The organism is Paenibacillus sp. MABNR03, assembly GCF_050455445.1.
In the GTDB taxonomy this organism is placed as follows: Bacteria; Bacillota; Bacilli; order Paenibacillales; family Paenibacillaceae; genus Paenibacillus; species Paenibacillus xylanilyticus.
Genome location: NZ_JBCIYR010000001.1, coordinates 389,507 through 407,461 on the forward strand (window position 1 = coordinate 389,507; position 17,955 = coordinate 407,461).

Sequence of the window (17,955 nt, forward strand, 5' to 3'; positions counted from 1 at the left end):
GAGAGGAAATCAACATGAGTATTCATGATCATATTCAGTTATGGGATCAAGTTCAGGTACGAGTTTTGGATGTTCGGTTTATGAATATTCAGGATAGCGAGGAATTGAGGAACTATGTTTTACCTACCAGTGCGTTTGTGTTTGTAACGGGTCGGGGACAACTGTGGCTGGATCAGGAAGTTTGGACAACGAGCAGGTTTCTTTTATTGCATGGAGGGAAAGGTTGCTGTTTGACGGTTGAAGCCAGTGGCAACGGAGCCATGGAAGCGTATCTGATTTTCTACAAATCAACGTTACCTGCAAACGTATTGCGAGAGTATCGGATAATGCTGATAGATAGCAATCCTTTTGAGCAAAGCTGGGCAGCCGAGCCGGACAATCCGCTTGAATTGCGTGAGCTCGTTCTCGAAATTCATCATTGCTGGACCGAACAGGGTTCTCTGAATAAACTCCAGGTAAAAGCACGCTTTTTTCAACTGGTACAACTGGTGTTACGGCAGCGAGTGCAGATGCAGGGTACAGAACAATTGCCTTCACTTAGCGAATATGTCCTGCGATATCTTACAAACCATTTTCGGGAACCCATTTCCCTAGAGTCGCTGGCGGAGTCTTTGAATTATAGTCCACAGTATCTTTCACGCAAATTCAAAGAACAGACGGGAGTTACACCGACAGAATATATGATTCGCATGCGAATGAATGAAGCTCGTCTGCTGCTCACTACGTCAGAAGCGACTTTGAATGAAATTGCTGCTTATGTGGGTTATCCCGATCCCTTTTATTTCAACAGGGTATTTAAGAAAGAACTGGGGACAACGCCAGGACAATTTCGCTTGAAACATCGTAATTCATTGAAGAAAGTTTCAAAAAGTACAGGAAAGGAAACAAAGGAATCCATTGTAACGGGACCGTCTGGGAGGTATCCTGTAATTGATGATGATAATCATTATCAATATACGGGAGAAGAGGAATTAAAAATGTTTAACAATCTAAAAGCAGCATTAATCTCGCTTGTGTTGGTTTTCACAATGAGTGCATGTGGAACAGCAGGGCAGAACGCAGTGTCATCCGATGCCGTGGCTGAACCTGAACAAACGGCTGCTGCAGAAACAAAAATCGTAACAACTGCATTTGGCGATGTCGAGATTCCCACGCACCCGCAGCGAGTAGCGGCAATGGATTATTTGGGAACCGTTCTTGCTCTAGGTGTGAGGCCGATTGGTGGAGGGCAATTTCTGATGAATAGTCCTTATCTGGAAGGAAAATTGGACGGGGTTGAAACAATTGGCGATTCGATTGAACAATTAATGGCACTGGAACCCGATCTTATTATTACATTAAATCCGGACAAGGCGGCTTATGAAAAATACAGCAAGATTGCACCGACAGTTTCGATCGCATCCATCACCTTTCCAACACTAAAAGATGAGGTGAATTACTTCGCTAACGTGCTTGGCAAAGAAGCCGAAGCCAAAAAGTGGCTGTCTGATTTCGATGAAGAGATTGCGAAAATCAGACAGGATGTGCATGACGTAGTTCCAGCCGATGCTACCTTCTCGGTCATGCATATGATCGTCAGGTCTTCATTTTTGGAGAACAGTCTGGACGAGGAGGACGTAACCTCTACGAGCTGCTTGGACTACAAGCTCCAAAAACTGTCCCTTCCGAGTTGATGCAGGGGGCGTATCATGAATTCTCCATAGAACTGCTATCCAAGTACGCCGGAGATTATATGGTTTTGACCAGCTCTGCACAGCTGGAAGAGCTTCAGGCTGACCCGGTATGGGGTTCATTGCCTGCGATCAAGAACAATAAGGTATACATATGGACGGAGGAAGAATCCTGGTTCCGTGATCCGATCGCTTTGCTCAAGCAGACACAGGACCTGGCTGACTGGATCATTGAGCTGAATACCACATCCAAATGAAGGGAGAATTGATATGTGAGCTAGTGGTTGTAACCCCACGATTAAAGGCCCGAGTGCCTTTCACATGCACAGCGGGCCTTTTTTTGATCACGTTTTTCGGAAAACGGGATGCTTCTTACGCTTTGATCTCGACAATCTCAACATCGTAGCCATCGAGTTGCAAATGTGGACCTCTTGCTGTCCCGTCCAGCGCACTTGTATATGAGGCGTTCAACTGAATGGAGACAGGTTCAGGACTCAAGTTCAGAATAAAACGAAATGATCCATTCGAACCGGTCCGGGTGGTAATCTGTACTCCGTCAGGCAAAGCTTCAATTCCCGCAAGTTGAAGTTGGTCCCCGATGGTTCGCACCAGCTTGCGCAGATAAGCCTCTTCCGGCTGGGTGCCAATGTAATAGACTTCACCCTCACCCCAATGATTTCGCGTAACAGCTGCACTTTCCGCATAAAATTGATCCGCATACACAGCGACAGGTTGTGCAGTGTCCAGTTCAAGTACATCTGCCCACTGGGATGCGGCATATGAATTGCCCTGATCATCCCGAATCATAATGGTGTCGCCGCCCACTGGATCATATTCGGTCACTCTAACACCGGAACAAGCGGACAACAAACCCGGAAGCGGAGCCATCACACAGACATTATGATCATCCTTAACACCGGAACGATGTGTTAGAATCAGGGTTCCTCCTGCAGCTGCAAAAGCCTGCAGCCGTTCTGCTGTGTCCTCGTCCAGGAGGTACAGATGAGGGGCAATAATGATTTTGTATCCATTGAGAGCTTCGGAAGAGTGGATGACATCCGAACTGATTCCTGATTTGGTCAAAGCACGATGCCAAACCTTTATGTTTTCGTAGTAGTCCAATCCCTCTGACTGCGGTTGAATATGCAGGGCGTATAACTGCTCATGCGAATGCAAGATAGCGACTTCATTGCGTAATGTAGATCCTTGAAGGCGCTCGCCAAGTCTGTTCACCTCATTGCACAGCTGCTGGAATTCCTTAAACCGACGGCCTGGAACGTTGCTGTGGTCTATTAGGCCATGCCAAAATTGTTCCGCCCCTACCGTTGCACTCCGCCAGCGGAAATGCACAACCGCATCCGCTCCGCGAGCTATGGTCTGCCATGAGTGGGCCCGCAGAAAACCTGGACGCGGAGTGCGCCACATTGGAAACCAGCACCCCGGTGGACCGCTTAGCTGTTCCATAATCCAGAAATTGCGACGTTTGATGCCACGGGTCAGATCCAGAGACAGGGCGCCGCTGTAAGGTGACGTATCGGTTTTGTTTGGTGATGGATTCGGATAATAATCGAAGGAAGCGAAGTCCAGTTCTTTTGCAATCTTATATTGATCTGCCTTTTGCGGGTAGCTATGGAAATTATGGGTGATCACATGGTCAGGACAATTGCTGCGAATGATCTCCACTTGAATCTGCTGAAATGCAACGATGGAATCGGACTGAAAACGGGAATAGTCCAGCAGATAAGAAGGGTTCTGGAATGTGGAACCTCCATAAGGTGGCGTAATCTGTTCCCAGTCACTGTACTCCCCACTCCACACAACAGTGCCCCATAACTGGTTAACCTGTTCCAGCGTGGAATAGCGCGTGCGAACCCATTCTCGAAAAGCTTCTTCACAGGCAGCACACTGGCAATCGGTGAAGCTGAATTCATTATCCGTTTGCCAGCCAATGACGCCAGGATGTTTGGCATAACGTTCAGACAGTTTCTGTACAATACGCGCGCTGTACGTTCTCATACTGGGACTATTATAACAGCGGTGTCCTCGGACACCTTCATGATATCGTTGACCACTTGGAAGTACAGGCAGGATGTCTGGACATTTTTCGGTGAGCCAGCGCGGCGGTGTCATGGTAGGTGTTCCGATTATAATCTCTAATCCATTCCTGTGGAGCGTATCCAGGGCATGATCAAGCCATTCCCAGTCAAACTGACCATCAGCAGGCTCCATGCGGCTCCAAGCGAATTCACCCACACGTACAATTCGTACTCCACTATCAGCCATCAAACGGGCATCCTGTTCCCATAACGCAGGGTCCCAATGTTCGGGATAATAATCAACGCCCATCTGAACGGGACGACTTAATTTCATATGAATGAGCTCCTTTATCAGTGAAATAGCATACTGAACATGTGTCATATGCCTTAAACATGCACATCATCATAATCTTATAAATGTGATGTGTATCAAACTCATTGTATAATGGATATTTTCAGCAGAATATAACATCATGTTGCAATGATTTAGCACGATTTTGCTATTTATATAAAGTACATGATTCAGCATGCTATCTTGCATCTGCCGGGTGGTACGTTCTGGTTGCATATTTTTAAATTGAATGTTTCTATGCATAATTTCCCTGTAATAACAAACAATACATTCAAATTCACACAGGGAAGGGAAGTGCCTGAGCATGTGCAACCGTTTTTCATTGGCAGCTGATTTGGATGAGGTGAGGGATCATTTCAAGATTGAACGCGTGATGTATTACTATAAGAACCGTTACAATATCAGTCCAACCCAGCATACACCTATTATTTTGCATCAAGATGGGGAGCGGGTACTGGACGAGTTTCGGTGGGGGTTTATCCCGTTCTGGGGCCGCGATGCCGTGAACGCCAATCTTATGACAGTGCATGAGAATCCGTCCTACTACAAGCTGGTGGAAACGAAACGCTGCGTTATTCCGTGCAATGGATTGTACTACTGGCGCCAGGAAGGCAAAAAAAGTTATGCAGTGCGCGTCGTGATGCCTGACCGTGGATTGTTCGGCATTGCGGGATTATATGAAATATGGAAAGACACTCGCAAGCAGCCGCTGCGCACCTGCACGATGCTGATGACAGGGGCAAACATGGTAACTCGCGAATTCGGCAGCAAAATGCCGGCGATCCTGTCGGAAGAAGAAATTAACACATGGCTGGATCCGGCCAATACAAGAGTGACTCAGTTACTGCCTCTTCTGAAATCGTACAACACGACCGATATGAATCTGTATCCGGTGACACCGATGGTAGCCAACGATGAACATGATTGTTATGAATGTGTGGAAGAGATGGACCTGAAGCTCGCATATGTGCGCAATTTCTAATCGTATGCTGGAGATGGGTTTCCATAGGGTGGAGTGTAGTGAGACACTTCGCCCTTTTTGTTTTGAACTTGGTGGAGGGTGAATGTGTTTAATAAATGAAGAATAAGATCGTTTAAAAACAGATTGAAATGAAAAGTTGAAATATGGAGTAATAGTAACTATAATGGTTACAGTAATCGAAATACGTATTCATATATCTATTTAAAGAGATATTATAATCAGGAGGAAACCACGAATGAATCCAAAATACAGCCCGATGTTTGAACAAGTTTCACTACCGAGCGGCATCAGTCTCAAGAACCGGATCGTACTCGCTCCTATGACCCATATGTCCTCCAATCCTGACGGTACCGTATCGGATGCAGAACTGGCATATTACGCACGTCGCACCGGTGGTGCAGGTATGTCCGTGACTGCAGTAACGTATGTTACACCAAACGGTATCGGATTTCCGGCGCAATTTGCCGCTTATGACGATAGCTTCGTTCCCGGCCTGAAACGCCTGGCTGAAACAATCAAGCAGCAAGGTTCCAAAGCAGTCCTTCAAATCTTCCATGCCGGACGTCTCACTCCGGAACAAGCTGTACCAGCTGGTCAAGTGGTGGCACCAAGCGCTGTTGCCAGTGAGCGTCCAGGTTCTCCTGTACCGAGAGAGCTGTCTGACGAAGAAATTACGTCCATCATCAACGATTTCGGTGAAGCGACACGTCGCGCCATCGAAGCCGGATTCGACGGTGTTGAGATCCATGGTGCGAATGGGTACTTGATCCAGCAGTTCTTCTCCCCGCATTCCAATCGCCGTGAAGACCGCTGGGGTGGCAGCATTGAGAAACGCCTGACATTCCCGCTGGCCGTTGTGGATGAAGTGCAGAAGGTTGTAGCAAAACATACCAAACTTCCGTTTATTGTCGGGTACCGTTTCTCTCCTGAAGAACCGGAAACACCGGGGTTGACCATGGAAGAGACCTACGCCCTCATTGACGCGCTGAAAGAAAAAAATCTGGATTACTTGCACGTGTCCCTTAACGAGTTCTGGTCCAAGCCGCGTCGCGGCGAGGCTGGCAATCGCTCCAGAATGGAATTCATCCTTGACCGTGTAGGCGGCAAGTTGCCAGTGATCGGTGTAGGTTCAATCCATACGGCGGACGAGGCAGCGGAAGCTCTTCAAAGCGGTGTGCCATTGCTTGCCATCGGACGTGAGCTGATTATCGAACCGGACTGGGTGGAGAAAATCGAAAGCGGACGCGAAGAGGATATCGAAACCGTTTTGACCAAAGCGGATCAGGAGCGTCTGGTCATCCCTGACGGGCTGTGGAATGCGATTATCCACACGCCGGGCTGGTTCCCTTTGGCAGACGATAAATAATACTTCTCAAGCATGGAATGGAGGGAGCATAAGCTCCCTCTTTTTGCACATTCTCCGTCCCGATAAAATTCTCCTTGAGGTAGCACTGTGGTATGATGGGATATACAGGATTCATCTTGGGATATCAACGGTTTGGAGTGAATGAATAATGCTCGTGGCTGAACGTTATGAGAAAATTGTGGAATGGGTGGATGCGCAGGGAAGCATGCGTGTAACCGAGCTTAGTGAGCGTTGCGGGGTAACGGAAGAGACGATTCGCCGTGATCTGGACAAGTTGGAGCAGGCCGGCAGGCTTAGAAGGTCGCACGGAGGCGCAGTCAGTGTAAAATACAAGGATGAGGGACAGCCGGAAATCCCCTATCCCGAACGTGCGGTAACTCATGCTGAAGAGAAACGCAGAATTGCTGAAGAGGCGATCAAGCTGGTAGAGCCAGGCGACCGGATCGCACTGGATGCGAGCACAACAGCATGGTATATGGCGGCAGGACTGCCGAATATTCAGCTTACTGTACTGACCAACTCCATCAAAGTAGCGGCCGAGCTGAGCAGCAAGGAACAGATCAGGGTTATTGCTACGGGTGGACAGCTTGCTTCCAAGTCTTTGTCTTTTGTGGGCCCGCTCGCTGAACGTTCTCTCGATGCTTACCATGTGGACAAGGTATTTTTGTCCTGCAAAGGTGTGCACTTGACCAGAGGCATTAGTGAATCGAACGAATCACAAGCTTTGGTGAAACAGAAGATGATCAGCATTGCGGATGAAGTTATTTTGCTCGCGGATTCGAGCAAGTTCAATATACAGGCTTTTACAAGAGTCGCAGAACTCAGCAGTGTGGCCAAAGTCATCACTGATCTGGGGCTGAACGAAGAACTCGTTAGCGAACTGAGCGAACAATCCATACCTTGTAAACGAGTGTAGTTATAGAAAGGAATGAGTGAAATGAAACATCCTTTTCATCTGAAAGCCGTATGGAATGGTGGACGTAACAGTGAGGGAACAATCGATGCCGGAGGATTAAAATCGGTTATATCCATACCGCAGGAGATGGGCGGCCCAGGTACAGGCACGAATCCTGATGAAATGCTGCTCGGTGCCGCATCCACCTGTTACCTGATCACACTGGCAGCCATGCTGGAACGTTCGGATATTACACCGAATGAACTGACACTGGAGTCGGAAGCAACGGTGGATGTGACCAATAACATATTTACGTACGAACGAATTGTGCATAGACCTCGTATTGTGCTCCAGGCGGATGCAACGGAAGCCGAATTCGCCAAGGCGGATCGACTTGCACATAAGGCTGAAGAATCCTGTATGATCTCGAGAGCGGTCGCAGGGAATGTGAAGATTGAAACTCAGCCTGTCATTGTAACAGCTGACATTAACGCAGTCTAATATGAAGAAGAGGCGGCTTAAGCCGTCATTTGTTTAAAATAAGGGGAAGTTCGGTATGAATTCACAGAAAAGCAAACCCAACCGATTTGCGCGTTTAACACGTGCGATGAAGCTGAATTTTCTCAAATTGTTACGTGCCCCCGGAGGGGCGCACAAAGTATCCACCGGATTTGCGATCGGTTTTGGTCTGGAGTTAATCGTGATCTCCACGGCATCGCTGATCTATCTCGTGTTTTACCCCATTGTCCGTTTGTCTGGCGGCTCGCTGCCGGCAGCCATTGTGGGCAATGTGATCGGGAAATTGACGTTTCTTCCGATCCTGCTGATGCCCCTAGCCAAGCAGATTGGATCATGGATTTTGCCAGCACACAGCATGGGACAGGGACCTGTCCACGAAAGTGCATTCATGGAACTGTTTCGTGGCAACTGGTCCGCCTTGAGTGAACTTTTGCTGGGTGGGCTTGATATCCTGGCAGGCATGTCTGTCTTTGGCGTGATCCTGGGTGTGATTTCTTACTTTGTGGTCAAATTCTTCTATGTAAGAGCAATTCAACGCCGTTATGAACGCCGGCTGGAGAAACGCCGTCTGGCGGCGATGTCCCCTGGACCGACATCCGTACTGATCAGGAAGACATCACAATCATAACCGGCAGAATGATCATGGAAGCAGCGGTGGTCCATAGAATGCAGCGGGACACAAATTGCGGAGATGCATTGAATTGTTCAGCCAAAATAACGGCGTTTACTGCTGTTGGCATGGATGCCAGGATCAGCAGAACACTGAATAGGATGCCTTCAACCTGAAGTGCGGTCAGAATCAGGTAAGATAGGACCGGCGCAGCGGCGAGACGAACCACAAGTCCAGTCCAGAAGGCACGGCGCACATTGGGCTGCCAAGGATCCGCGGAACCGCGAGGTCTTAGCATCTGTGCACCCAGAATGGCCAGAACAACGGGGGAGTAACCTGCAGCCAGCATGGCAATACCTCCATCCAGTGCATCAGGCAGACTTATGCCAGTTGAACGCAGAACAATGGCAATGGCTGCAGCATAGATGGAAGGCATGCGGAAAACGGACAGAATGGCATGTTTGACCGTGAATTCCGATCGGGCCGCAAAGAAAATTCCTACGGTATTCACAATAATCATCTGCCCGATCACATAGACCGAGGCCTTGTCCAATCCAAGTTGTCCAAAGGCAAGCAATACAAGCGGGAGTCCGTAATTCACACAGTTGGTAAAGGTGGAGACAAGGGTAAGTCCCGCTTTTTCGCTTGCGCCCAAGTGGAAAATTCGGCTCAACAGCTCGGCAAGCGCCCATAGGGCGATCAGATTAATGATGGAAAACCAAAAGGTGCCTGTGACGTCCGTCCAGGTAATTTCGGCATGCAGCAGTGTATCAAAGATAAGGGCAGGGCTCAGAATATAAAGGGAGAAGGTGGAGAGTGAGCGAGTATCCCAATTTCTGAACCGCTTTAGCAGTATGCCTCCAATGACGGGCAGCGATATGGGCAGAAAAACATGATATAACGTAAGCAAAAATGATTGAAGCAACCGAATTCAGTCCTTTCATGATGAAAAACCTTTCTAATCATAGCAGAAGTTGTCCCCTGTCGTGAATGGATATTGGGATGATATCCCAGAATAATTGCACAACAAACAGGTTAATGCAGGTCACGTAAACAGACGGCGGATTGCTATTTTGATATGGCAGATTTATTATAGAAGAGGTGCAACTAGACTACATACACATAGAGGAGGAAACTGTAATGAGTGAATCGAAACGCTTGCTCGTATTGGTCGGCTCTTATGCCGAAGCGGAAAATGAGGGCATTTACGCATATGAATTGAATGAGGATACAGGCAGCCTCAGTAAGCTGGATGGCATCTCGGGCGTGAAAAACCCAACGTTTGTCAACGTGAATGCCGATAGCAACAAACTGTATGCAATTGGGGAAGCCGTATCTCCAGAGGGAAACAAAATGTCCGAGGCGGTTGCTCTGAACATTGATCCTTCCACTGGAAAACTGTCCATGCTGAATCGCAGCAATTCCATCTCGGCTCCACCATGTCATATCCAGCGTGATCCTTCCGGACGTTACCTGATCCTTTCCAGCTACCACGGTGGACTGGTCGGTCTGCAATCGTTGACAGACAACGGTGAAGTCGGAGCTCTTCTGGATGAGAAGAAACATGAAGGTAAAGGAGCTCATCCGGAGCGTCAGGACAAGCCTCATGTTCACTCCGCATTCTTCAGCCCGGATGGCAAATACATGATGGTACAGGATCTGGGTGCGGACAAGATTGCCATCTACTCCATTGATGCAGACAAGAATGAGCTCGTACTGCACAGCGAAACGAAAACCCATCCAGGAGCAGGTCCGCGTCACCTGGCGTTCCATCCGAATGGTCAATTCGCTTATGTTATCAACGAAGTGGATTCTTCCATTACGTCTTTCCGTTACGATGCAGCTGCAGGCACGTTGACTGAAATATCCACCGTGTCGACATTGCCGGATGGTTATGATGGCACTGAAAATACAACGGCTGAAATTACAGTATCCAATGACGGTCGTTTCGTTTACGGTTCAAACCGTGGACATGATAGCATCGTTGTTTTTGCAGCAGACGCTGAAACAGGTCACCTGAAACTCGTTGAGCATGTCTCGGCCGAAGGTGAGCATCCACGTCATTTTGCATTGACACCGAATGGTAAACTGCTTATCGCTGCCAACCGCGACACCAACAACATGGTTACATTTACGGTGGATCAGGAGAGCGGACGTTTGAAATACACAGGTCATAGTACTGGTGTATCCAAGCCGGTATGTGTGAAACCCGTTTACTTCTAAATCGCAATGTTCAGTTGAGCATACCCTAAATAAATGAAACAAGACCCTGCCATCTGGCAGGGTTTTTCTGATAATGTGAGGATGGAATTTTATTCGTTGATCTTTCAATGCAGGTTAGTCAAAATTAATTTTTCATTATTTGGATTCGTATAACAACAAAAGTGGATCATTAGTATCGTGTAGGTAACTACCTGACTTCAAAGTGCGTACTTCCTGGATGGAAAGTCAGGCTCTACAATGAATGAGTAGCGAAGATAAACATGCATGCATCTGAACAGGCAGATTGGTGCAGGCTAAACAATTAGAAATCCTCTATAGGAATACTCATATCTGAACAACAAAGGAGAAATAAATCATGAAACTGCAGCTCGCACTCGACCTGGTAAACATCCCTGAAGGTATCGCTCTCGTTAAAGAAGTGGAACAATATATTGATATCGTTGAGATTGGTACACCAATCGTTATTAATGAAGGTTTGCACGCGGTAAAAGCGATGAAAGAAGCATTCCCTAATTTGCAAGTTCTTGCAGACCTCAAAATTATGGACGCTGGTGGTTATGAAATCATGAAAGCAGCTGAAGCTGGTGCGGATCTGATCACTGTGCTTGGGGCAACCAATGACAGTACGATCAAAGGTGCAGTAGCAGAAGCGAAGAAACAAAACAAACAAGTTCTTGTGGACATGATCAACGTGCCTAACCTTGAACAACGTGCTCGTGAAGTTGATTCGCTTGGCGTAGATTACATCTGTGTACACACAGGTTATGACCTGCAAGCTGAAGGACAAAGTCCGTTCGAAGATCTGCAAACGATCAAAGCTGCTGTGAAAAATGCCAAAACCGCTGTTGCGGGTGGTATCAAATTGGAAACATTGCCTGAAGTGATCAAAGCACAACCCGATCTGGTTATTGTAGGCGGTGGAATCACTGGTCAGGCAGACAAAGCCAAAGTTGCGGCTGAAATGCAGCGTCTCGTTCAACAAGGGTAAATGGATGAGCAGCAGACAATACGCAGCTGACATTCTGAAGGAGCTGGAACGTACGCTAAGCCAGATTGACGATTCGGAGATGCAGGCCATGGCAGAACATATTCTGGCTGCCGAACAGGTTTTTGTGGCAGGTGCTGGCCGTTCAGGTTTAATGGGAAAGGCGTTCGCCATGAGATTGATGCAGATGGGACTCCGGGTATATGTCGTTGGCGAGACCGTTACACCGGGCATCAGTCCGAAGGACTTCCTCTTATTATGCTCCGGCTCGGGAGAGACAGGCAGTCTGGCAGCGATGGCTCAAAAGGCCAGTAAAGCCGGTGCTCCTGTAGGTCTGATCACGATCAAGCCGGAGTCCACAATCGGTCAACTGGCAAATATCATCGTTCGCCTTCCTGCATCTGCGAAAGAGGACACGGCAGCGGCGGGATCAGCAGTTACCATTCAGCCGATGGGTTCACTTTTTGAACAGGGATTGCTGCTTGGCATGGATGCTCTGGTTCTCACTTTAATGGAAATGAAAAGCTTGACTGGAGCAGACATGTTTGGCCTTCATGCGAATCTGGAATAGACATCGCTGTATACTTTAAGAACATATAGATAGGACCGGGATCCCTTTGATAAAAAAGGTGAATCCGGTCCTTTCTGTAATGGATGCAGTTATCAGGTTTGCGTCTTCTATGCATTCGGGCCATGCTGTAGTAGAATTGAGAGTAAGCTATATCGAATAACGTACATGTTGATATAAGAATGTAAGCTAAGGGGGCTCGGAGCCATGGCAGCCGAAGTCAAGGAACGGATTAATCTGAAGGAAATCAACTGTGAGAAAGAATTGACCCTTGCTGTTATTGGCGGCAAATGGAAACTCATTATATTGTGGCATCTGGGCCTGGAAGGAACGAAGCGTTTCAGTGAATTGAAGCGATTAATCCCTCATATTACCCAAAAAATGTTGACCAACCAGCTTCGGGAGCTGGAGGAAGACCGGCTGATCGAGCGAAAGGTTTATGCGGAAGTGCCGCCTCGGGTAGAGTACAGTTTGACCGATCATGGGCATAGTCTGATGCCAGTGCTGCGCGCAATGTACGATTGGGGCAAAAATTACGGAGAAAATGTAATCTGGAAATCAGAATAAATCAGAGCCGAAGGAACCGCAGGGTGGCATGGAACATTTCCATAACCCGGCGGTTTTTTTGATGTACCATTGAACTTGAATCAAAAGTCTCAATTTGGGAGATGTCAGGTATAAACGGTCGGAATATGATACGATGAGAGATATTGGAAACGCAAGGAGGAGGACATATACAGATGGAAAAAATACATACACGCGACGAAGTGAGCCAGGAAACGACCTGGAACCTGGCAGACTTGTTTGGAACCGATGCAGAGTGGGAACAGGAACTCAAGTCACTCCCTGAAGAAGCAGCCCATATTGAAACGTTCAAAGGGCGTCTTGGCGAAAGTGCTGAACAGTTACTGGCATGTCTCGACGCTCGTGAAGCACTTCAGGAACGAATCGCCAAGACCGCATCCTATGCGCGACTTAAACAATCGGAAGACAGCACCAATCCGGTGAACATTGAGAATTCGGCCAAAGCGGGAGATATCCTATCGTCTCTGTCGTCTTCCTTGTCTTTTGTCAATTCTGAGATTACGGATCTTCCCGAGGGTACGGTGGAACGTTATATTGCCGAACTTCCCGGACTGGAGCCCTATTCTCGGAGCTTGAATCTTCTGCTTCAGGAAAAAGCACATCGTCTCTCGCCAGAAACGGAGAAAGTGCTGGCATCTCTAGGAGAGGTATTGGATTCACCATACCGGATCTACCTCCGAGGTAAACTGGCAGACATGACGTTCGACGATGCACTGGATGGAGAGGACAATAACCGTCCACTGTCCTGGTCTTTCTATGAAAATAACTACGAAATGTCTTCCGATACAAAGCTGCGCCGTTCCGCCTACGCAGCCTTCAGTTCCAAATTGAACGATTACAAAAACACGTTTGCCGAAGGTTATGCAACCGAAGTGAAAAAACAGGTTGTCTTGTCCCGGCTTCGCGGTTATAACGATGTTACCGATATGCTGCTCAGCCCGCAGCAAGTAAGCAAAGAGATGTATAACAATATCCTGGATATTATTCAGCAGGAACTCGCACCTCATATGCGCAGACTTGCGGCTCTCAAGAAACGTGAGCTGGGTCTGGACAAGCTGATGTTCTGCGATTTGAAAGCCCCACTTGACCCTGAATTCAGTCCTGCGATTACATATGAGGAAGCCTGCACGCTCATTCGTGAAGCTCTTGCTGTACTTGGACCGGAATACGGAGAGATTGTGGAACGGGCATTCAGTGACCGCTGGGTGGATTACGCGGATAACGCCGGGAAATCAACAGGTGCTTTCTGTTCATCCATTTATGGATCACATTCGTATATCCTCATTTCATGGGCAAACAATATGCGCGGAGCGTTTACGCTTGCTCATGAAGTGGGACATGCCGGGCATTTCATGCTTGCCGGACGCTATCAGCGTCTTACCAATACAAGGCCTTCTCTTTATTTCATTGAGGCACCATCTACCATGAATGAGATGCTGTTGGCCGATCATCTGTTGAAACGTTCTGACAATCCAAGAATGCGCCGCTGGGTGATTTTGCAATTGCTCAACACGTATTACCACAACTTTGTGACACACCTGCTTGAAGGTGAATTACAGCGACAGGTATATGCACTTGCCACCAAGGATGAACCGATTACAGCCAAGACGCTTAGTGAGCTCAAAGGAAATATTCTCTCCGGGTTCTGGGGATCGGATCTGGTTGTGGACGAAGGGGCCAAGCTGACCTGGATGAGGCAGCCACATTATTACATGGGACTGTATCCTTACACCTATGCAGCAGGTTTAACGGCATCCACTGCAGCAGCCGGACTTATTCGCGAAGAAGGGCAGCCTGCCGTGGACCGCTGGCTTGAAGCATTGAAAGCAGGTGGAAGTCTATCGCCGCAAGAGCTTATGAAGCTTGCGGGTGTGGACATGTCCGGACCGGAACCGATCCGTGCTGCTGTGGCGTATGTTGGCAGTCTGGTTGATGAACTTGAACGTCTGTATTCCTGATTCCATTCATATAGTATACGGACAAGGCAAGTAGGGTTGTCTGCGTGCACCGTCTCCTTGGCTGGGGACGGTGCATCTTATTTTGGAGCCGGAAAGGAACGATGATGAATGAAGGCAATAAGCATATCTTCATCGCTGGGCCGATTAACTACGGACGGCTTCGGTGTATTTGATGACATGAACGGTGTGCCGGGGTTTGAGGGCAATCAGGGGGGATTTTTTTCGGGATTTAACGAGTTTGGGGCGATGAGTGCATTTGGCTCGATATTTATTGGTGCCATATTTCTTATTATTGCTAGTGTCATCGTCATTGCGATTATTTCAGGAATGCGAACATGGTCCTCGAACAATGTAGCAACGCTGCTCACACTGCATTGCACTGTGGTGGCGAAGAGAACGGAAGTTACTGGAGGAAGCGGGGATAGCAGTGCTTCAACCTGGTATTACGCAACATTTCAACTGGATAATGGGGAACGCTTGGAACTGAATGTCGGCGGAAGCAACTACGGCATGCTGGTAGAAAACGACCGGGGGATGCTCACATATCAGGGGACAAGGTTCAAGCATTTCGAGAGAGATGTGCAGCCTCAGTCTGGTGTAAGCAATGGCCGGTTTTATACGTAATAGAGCATTTGCATAAATCCAATAAGCGACTTCCAATCTTCAATATATAGATCGAAATGCTCCTATTCGTCTATATACTGTACTCTGGATTGAGTGGAATCGAATTATGCAAGATGCTGAATCCAAACAGAAGAACGACTTATCCATGGGATCAGGTCGTTTTTTTGTTGAAGAAGAACTAAACACAGGGTATTCAAACGCTTACAACAGTGATATACTCGTGAAATAAAGCAAAACAGTATAAAACAAAAACAAACAAACAAATAAGCAAAGAGAATCTGTACCATATGTATAGAAAGGTTGGTGAAGAGCAGTGAGTGTGCTGGCATACGATCTGGGAGCTGGCAGTGGGAGAGCGCTGCTGGGTCATCTCAATGACCGGGGAATTACGGCAACCGAGGTCCATCGTTTCAAAAATGAGCCGGTCAAAGCCGGCGAGCGGATGCACTGGGACATATTGCGTTTGCATCATGAATTGTTGCAAGGGCTGCAACGGGTTAAGCAACAAGGAGAGCACCCGGAGAGTCTGGGGATCGATTCTTGGGGAGTGGACTTTGGCTTGCTGGGGAGCAATGGCGAGTTGCTCGGTAATCCCTATCATTATCGTGATGCACAGTTTAACGGCATGATGGAACAGGTTCGCAAAGAGCTGACTTCCCGGCGGATCTTCGAACGTACAGGCATTCAATTCCTCAGTTTTAACACCCTGTACCAACTCGCAACCCTGCAGCGAAAGGGTTCACCATTGCTGGATGCGGCGGATCGTTTTCTTATGATTCCCGATCTGCTTCGTTACTTCCTGACTGGGGAAGCAGTGAATGAGTTCACCAATGCAACAACGACGCAGCTCTACAACCCGGTGAGCGGCCAATGGGACGGAGAATTGCTTGCCCATATCGGGGTCTCGGATCATATGTTTGGTGAAGCGGTGATGCCGGGTACGAGAGTAGGTCAGCTCCGCAGCAGTATAACCGGTGATCTGGGGATATCCGCCATTCCTGTTATTGCCGTGGCTGAGCATGATACGGGTTCAGCAGTAGTCGCTGTCCCTGCAACGGATCGTTCGTTCGCTTACCTGAGCTGTGGAACCTGGTCACTAATGGGTACGGAGATTGATCACCCTGCCATTAGTTCCGAGAGTCTGGCTCTGAACTTTACGAATGAAGGCGGCGCGGGGGGAACATTCCGTCTGCTCAAAAACATTATGGGCCTCTGGATATTACAGGAGAGCATGCGCGAATGGGAGCGGCAGGGGATGGGAATCAGCTACGCTGAGTTATTGAAGCAGGCGGAACTGGCCCCTCCATTTGCAAGTCTCTTTGATCCGGACGATGATCTGTTCATGCCAGCGGGTGACATGACGTCCCGGATTCGTCAATATTGCCGGAATACGGGACAGCAGGAACCGCAGAATCAGGGAGCCATCGCCCGTTCAATTCTGGAGAGCCTCGCGCTGAAGTACAGAAGAGTACTGGAGTGGACGGAACAATTATCGGGTCAATCTTTCAATGGACTGCATATGGTCGGTGGAGGCATCCAGAATCAAGTGTTATGTCAGTGGACCGCAAATTCGATTGGCAAACCGGTATGGGCAGGGCCTGCGGAAGGCAGTGCAATTGGCAACATGGCCGTTCAATGGATCGCCAGCGGGGCGTTTAAGGATATCTGGGAAGCACGCAAGGTCATTCGTGATTCGTTCCCGGTATCCGATTATGAACCGAAGGATAGACCCATTTGGGAAGAAGCATATGGCAGATTTCTGAGATTGACGGACTCATTGAATTCACAAGCCGGGAGTGAGGTGTAACATGCTTGCTGCCGAGCGGTATGATCGGATTGTAGAGATGGTGAATGAGAATGGCAGCATGCGTGTATCCGAGCTGAGTGATCGCTGCAGGGTAACCGAAGAGACCATCCGCCGCGATCTGGATCGGCTGGAGCAAGCCGGGAGATTAAAGCGCTCCCATGGAGGAGCTGTGAGCATTAAGGACGATCAGCCGGAGATCCCTTATCGTGTAAGGGAAACAACGCATGCGGAAGAGAAGAAACGAATTGCCCAGGCTGCTCTTTCCATGATTCGCCCTGGAGATCGAATTCTGCTGGATGCCAGCACCACGGCAGGTTACATGGCTGCGAATATGCCGGATATTCCGCTGACGGTGCTAACCAACTCCATTCAGGTGGCGACTGAACTTAGCAGCAAAGACAAGATTGAGGTGATCTCTACCGGAGGTCAGCTAGCACAGCGTTCCTTGTCATTTGTCGGGCCGCTCGCCGAACGTTCTCTGGAGACGTATCATGTCGATAAACTGTTTTTGTCCTGCAAGGGTGTGCATCTGGAGGGTGGTGGAATCAGCGAGTCCAATGAACTGCAAGCCAGATTGAAGCAGAAAATGGTCGGTATTTCCGACCAGGTCATTTTGCTCGCAGACGCCAGCAAGTTCGGTGTCCGTGCATTCGCAAAGGTAACGGGATTGAATGCGGTTCATGCTGTGATCATCAATGAGCCGCAGGAAGGGGATCTAATCCATCGATTGAAGGACTACGACATCCAAATTACAACCGTATAAGCGAAATACAAT

Annotated in this window: 17 protein-coding genes; 15 read left to right on the forward strand and 2 right to left on the reverse strand. The window is 48.3% G+C overall.

Annotated features, from left to right (window positions below):
* Window positions 1–14: 14 nt before the first annotated feature.
* Window positions 15–1,673 carry an AraC family transcriptional regulator gene (locus AAIH57_RS01750; protein WP_430020331.1) on the forward strand — a complete coding sequence of 553 codons (1,659 nt, stop codon included), beginning with the start codon at window positions 15–17 and terminating at the stop codon, window positions 1,671–1,673.
* Window positions 1,586–1,927 (forward strand): ABC transporter substrate-binding protein, encoded by a 342-nt coding sequence (locus AAIH57_RS01755; RefSeq protein WP_430021307.1) that lies wholly within the window; start codon window positions 1,586–1,588, stop codon window positions 1,925–1,927. The genes AAIH57_RS01750 and AAIH57_RS01755 overlap by 88 nt, the downstream gene beginning before the upstream one ends.
* A gap of 115 nt (window positions 1,928–2,042) precedes the next feature.
* Here the strand turns inward: AAIH57_RS01755 and AAIH57_RS01760 are convergent, their stop codons facing one another.
* The gene (locus AAIH57_RS01760) at window positions 2,043–4,040 is read right to left on the reverse strand and encodes a beta-galactosidase (protein ID WP_430020332.1); all 1,998 of its coding nucleotides are present in this window, start codon (window positions 4,038–4,040) and stop codon (window positions 2,043–2,045) included.
* A 322-nt stretch (window positions 4,041–4,362) separates the two neighbouring features.
* Between AAIH57_RS01760 and AAIH57_RS01765 the strand changes: the two genes are divergently transcribed.
* The 5 genes from AAIH57_RS01765 (at window position 4,363) to AAIH57_RS01785 (ending at window position 8,448) form a co-directional block, all read left to right on the forward strand.
* A complete protein-coding gene (locus AAIH57_RS01765; RefSeq protein WP_175396202.1) occupies window positions 4,363–5,040 on the forward strand; it encodes an SOS response-associated peptidase in 678 nt (225 codons plus the stop codon).
* A 235-nt stretch (window positions 5,041–5,275) separates the two neighbouring features.
* Window positions 5,276–6,406 carry an NADH-dependent flavin oxidoreductase gene (locus tag AAIH57_RS01770; RefSeq protein WP_430020333.1) on the forward strand — a complete coding sequence of 377 codons (1,131 nt, stop codon included), beginning with the start codon at window positions 5,276–5,278 and terminating at the stop codon, window positions 6,404–6,406.
* A 148-nt stretch (window positions 6,407–6,554) separates the two neighbouring features.
* A complete protein-coding gene (locus AAIH57_RS01775) occupies window positions 6,555–7,322 on the forward strand; it encodes a DeoR/GlpR family DNA-binding transcription regulator (RefSeq protein ID WP_430020334.1) in 768 nt (255 codons plus the stop codon).
* 21 nt (window positions 7,323–7,343) lie between these two features.
* The gene (locus tag AAIH57_RS01780; protein WP_175396205.1) at window positions 7,344–7,802 is read left to right on the forward strand and encodes an OsmC family protein; all 459 of its coding nucleotides are present in this window, start codon (window positions 7,344–7,346) and stop codon (window positions 7,800–7,802) included.
* Window positions 7,803–7,857: 55 nt separating this feature from the next.
* Window positions 7,858–8,448, forward strand: coding sequence for a DUF2062 domain-containing protein (locus tag AAIH57_RS01785; protein ID WP_175396206.1), 591 nt, complete (start codon window positions 7,858–7,860; stop codon window positions 8,446–8,448).
* Here AAIH57_RS01785 and AAIH57_RS01790 read toward each other — a convergent pair.
* Window positions 8,426–9,355 (reverse strand): AEC family transporter, encoded by a 930-nt coding sequence (locus AAIH57_RS01790; protein ID WP_430020335.1) that lies wholly within the window; start codon window positions 9,353–9,355, stop codon window positions 8,426–8,428. The genes AAIH57_RS01785 and AAIH57_RS01790 overlap by 23 nt on opposite strands.
* A gap of 215 nt (window positions 9,356–9,570) precedes the next feature.
* Here AAIH57_RS01790 and AAIH57_RS01795 point away from each other — a divergent pair, with 215 nt between their 5' ends.
* The 8 genes from AAIH57_RS01795 (at window position 9,571) to AAIH57_RS01830 (ending at window position 17,943) form a co-directional block, all read left to right on the forward strand.
* Window positions 9,571–10,653: a lactonase family protein gene (locus tag AAIH57_RS01795; protein ID WP_175396208.1), complete on the forward strand. Its 1,083-nt coding sequence runs from the start codon at window positions 9,571–9,573 to the stop codon at window positions 10,651–10,653.
* A 355-nt stretch (window positions 10,654–11,008) separates the two neighbouring features.
* Complete coding sequence (gene hxlA, locus AAIH57_RS01800) at window positions 11,009–11,641, forward strand: 3-hexulose-6-phosphate synthase (protein ID WP_090993813.1); 633 nt, start codon at window positions 11,009–11,011, stop codon at window positions 11,639–11,641.
* A gap of 4 nt (window positions 11,642–11,645) precedes the next feature.
* The gene (gene hxlB / locus AAIH57_RS01805) at window positions 11,646–12,209 is read left to right on the forward strand and encodes a 6-phospho-3-hexuloisomerase (RefSeq protein WP_175396209.1); all 564 of its coding nucleotides are present in this window, start codon (window positions 11,646–11,648) and stop codon (window positions 12,207–12,209) included.
* 204 nt (window positions 12,210–12,413) lie between these two features.
* Complete coding sequence (locus AAIH57_RS01810) at window positions 12,414–12,773, forward strand: winged helix-turn-helix transcriptional regulator (RefSeq protein ID WP_095287596.1); 360 nt, start codon at window positions 12,414–12,416, stop codon at window positions 12,771–12,773.
* Between the two features lie 173 nt (window positions 12,774–12,946).
* Entirely contained in the window at window positions 12,947–14,749 is a 1,803-nt protein-coding gene (pepF, locus tag AAIH57_RS01815) for an oligoendopeptidase F (protein WP_430020336.1), read from the forward strand.
* Between the two features lie 108 nt (window positions 14,750–14,857).
* On the forward strand, window positions 14,858–15,373 hold the full coding sequence (locus AAIH57_RS01820) for a DUF2500 domain-containing protein (RefSeq protein WP_430020337.1): 516 nt from the start codon (window positions 14,858–14,860) through the stop codon (window positions 15,371–15,373).
* Between the two features lie 313 nt (window positions 15,374–15,686).
* Complete coding sequence (locus AAIH57_RS01825) at window positions 15,687–17,180, forward strand: rhamnulokinase (RefSeq protein WP_430020338.1); 1,494 nt, start codon at window positions 15,687–15,689, stop codon at window positions 17,178–17,180.
* Between the two features lies 1 nt (window position 17,181).
* Window positions 17,182–17,943 (forward strand): DeoR/GlpR family DNA-binding transcription regulator, encoded by a 762-nt coding sequence (locus AAIH57_RS01830; RefSeq protein ID WP_430020339.1) that lies wholly within the window; start codon window positions 17,182–17,184, stop codon window positions 17,941–17,943.
* Window positions 17,944–17,955 lie beyond the last annotated feature (12 nt).

What these genes read in the sequence shown, in the direction of transcription:
- pepF (WP_430020336.1), top strand. Translation starts at nt 12,947, where the DNA reads ATGGAAAAAATACATACACGCGACGAAGTGAGCCAGGAAACGACCTGG.
- AAIH57_RS01780 (WP_175396205.1), top strand. Translation starts at nt 7,344, where the DNA reads ATGAAACATCCTTTTCATCTGAAAGCCGTATGGAATGGTGGACGTAAC.
- AAIH57_RS01750 (WP_430020331.1), top strand. Translation starts at nt 15, where the DNA reads ATGAGTATTCATGATCATATTCAGTTATGGGATCAAGTTCAGGTACGA.
- AAIH57_RS01820 (WP_430020337.1), top strand. Translation starts at nt 14,858, where the DNA reads ATGAAGGCAATAAGCATATCTTCATCGCTGGGCCGATTAACTACGGAC.
- AAIH57_RS01785 (WP_175396206.1), top strand. Translation starts at nt 7,858, where the DNA reads ATGAATTCACAGAAAAGCAAACCCAACCGATTTGCGCGTTTAACACGT.
- AAIH57_RS01795 (WP_175396208.1), top strand. Translation starts at nt 9,571, where the DNA reads ATGAGTGAATCGAAACGCTTGCTCGTATTGGTCGGCTCTTATGCCGAA.
- AAIH57_RS01760 (WP_430020332.1), bottom strand. Translation starts at nt 4,040, where the DNA reads ATGAAATTAAGTCGTCCCGTTCAGATGGGCGTTGATTATTATCCCGAA.
- AAIH57_RS01775 (WP_430020334.1), top strand. Translation starts at nt 6,555, where the DNA reads ATGCTCGTGGCTGAACGTTATGAGAAAATTGTGGAATGGGTGGATGCG.
- AAIH57_RS01765 (WP_175396202.1), top strand. Translation starts at nt 4,363, where the DNA reads ATGTGCAACCGTTTTTCATTGGCAGCTGATTTGGATGAGGTGAGGGAT.
- hxlA (WP_090993813.1), top strand. Translation starts at nt 11,009, where the DNA reads ATGAAACTGCAGCTCGCACTCGACCTGGTAAACATCCCTGAAGGTATC.
- AAIH57_RS01810 (WP_095287596.1), top strand. Translation starts at nt 12,414, where the DNA reads ATGGCAGCCGAAGTCAAGGAACGGATTAATCTGAAGGAAATCAACTGT.
- AAIH57_RS01770 (WP_430020333.1), top strand. Translation starts at nt 5,276, where the DNA reads ATGAATCCAAAATACAGCCCGATGTTTGAACAAGTTTCACTACCGAGC.
- AAIH57_RS01830 (WP_430020339.1), top strand. Translation starts at nt 17,182, where the DNA reads ATGCTTGCTGCCGAGCGGTATGATCGGATTGTAGAGATGGTGAATGAG.
- hxlB (WP_175396209.1), top strand. Translation starts at nt 11,646, where the DNA reads ATGAGCAGCAGACAATACGCAGCTGACATTCTGAAGGAGCTGGAACGT.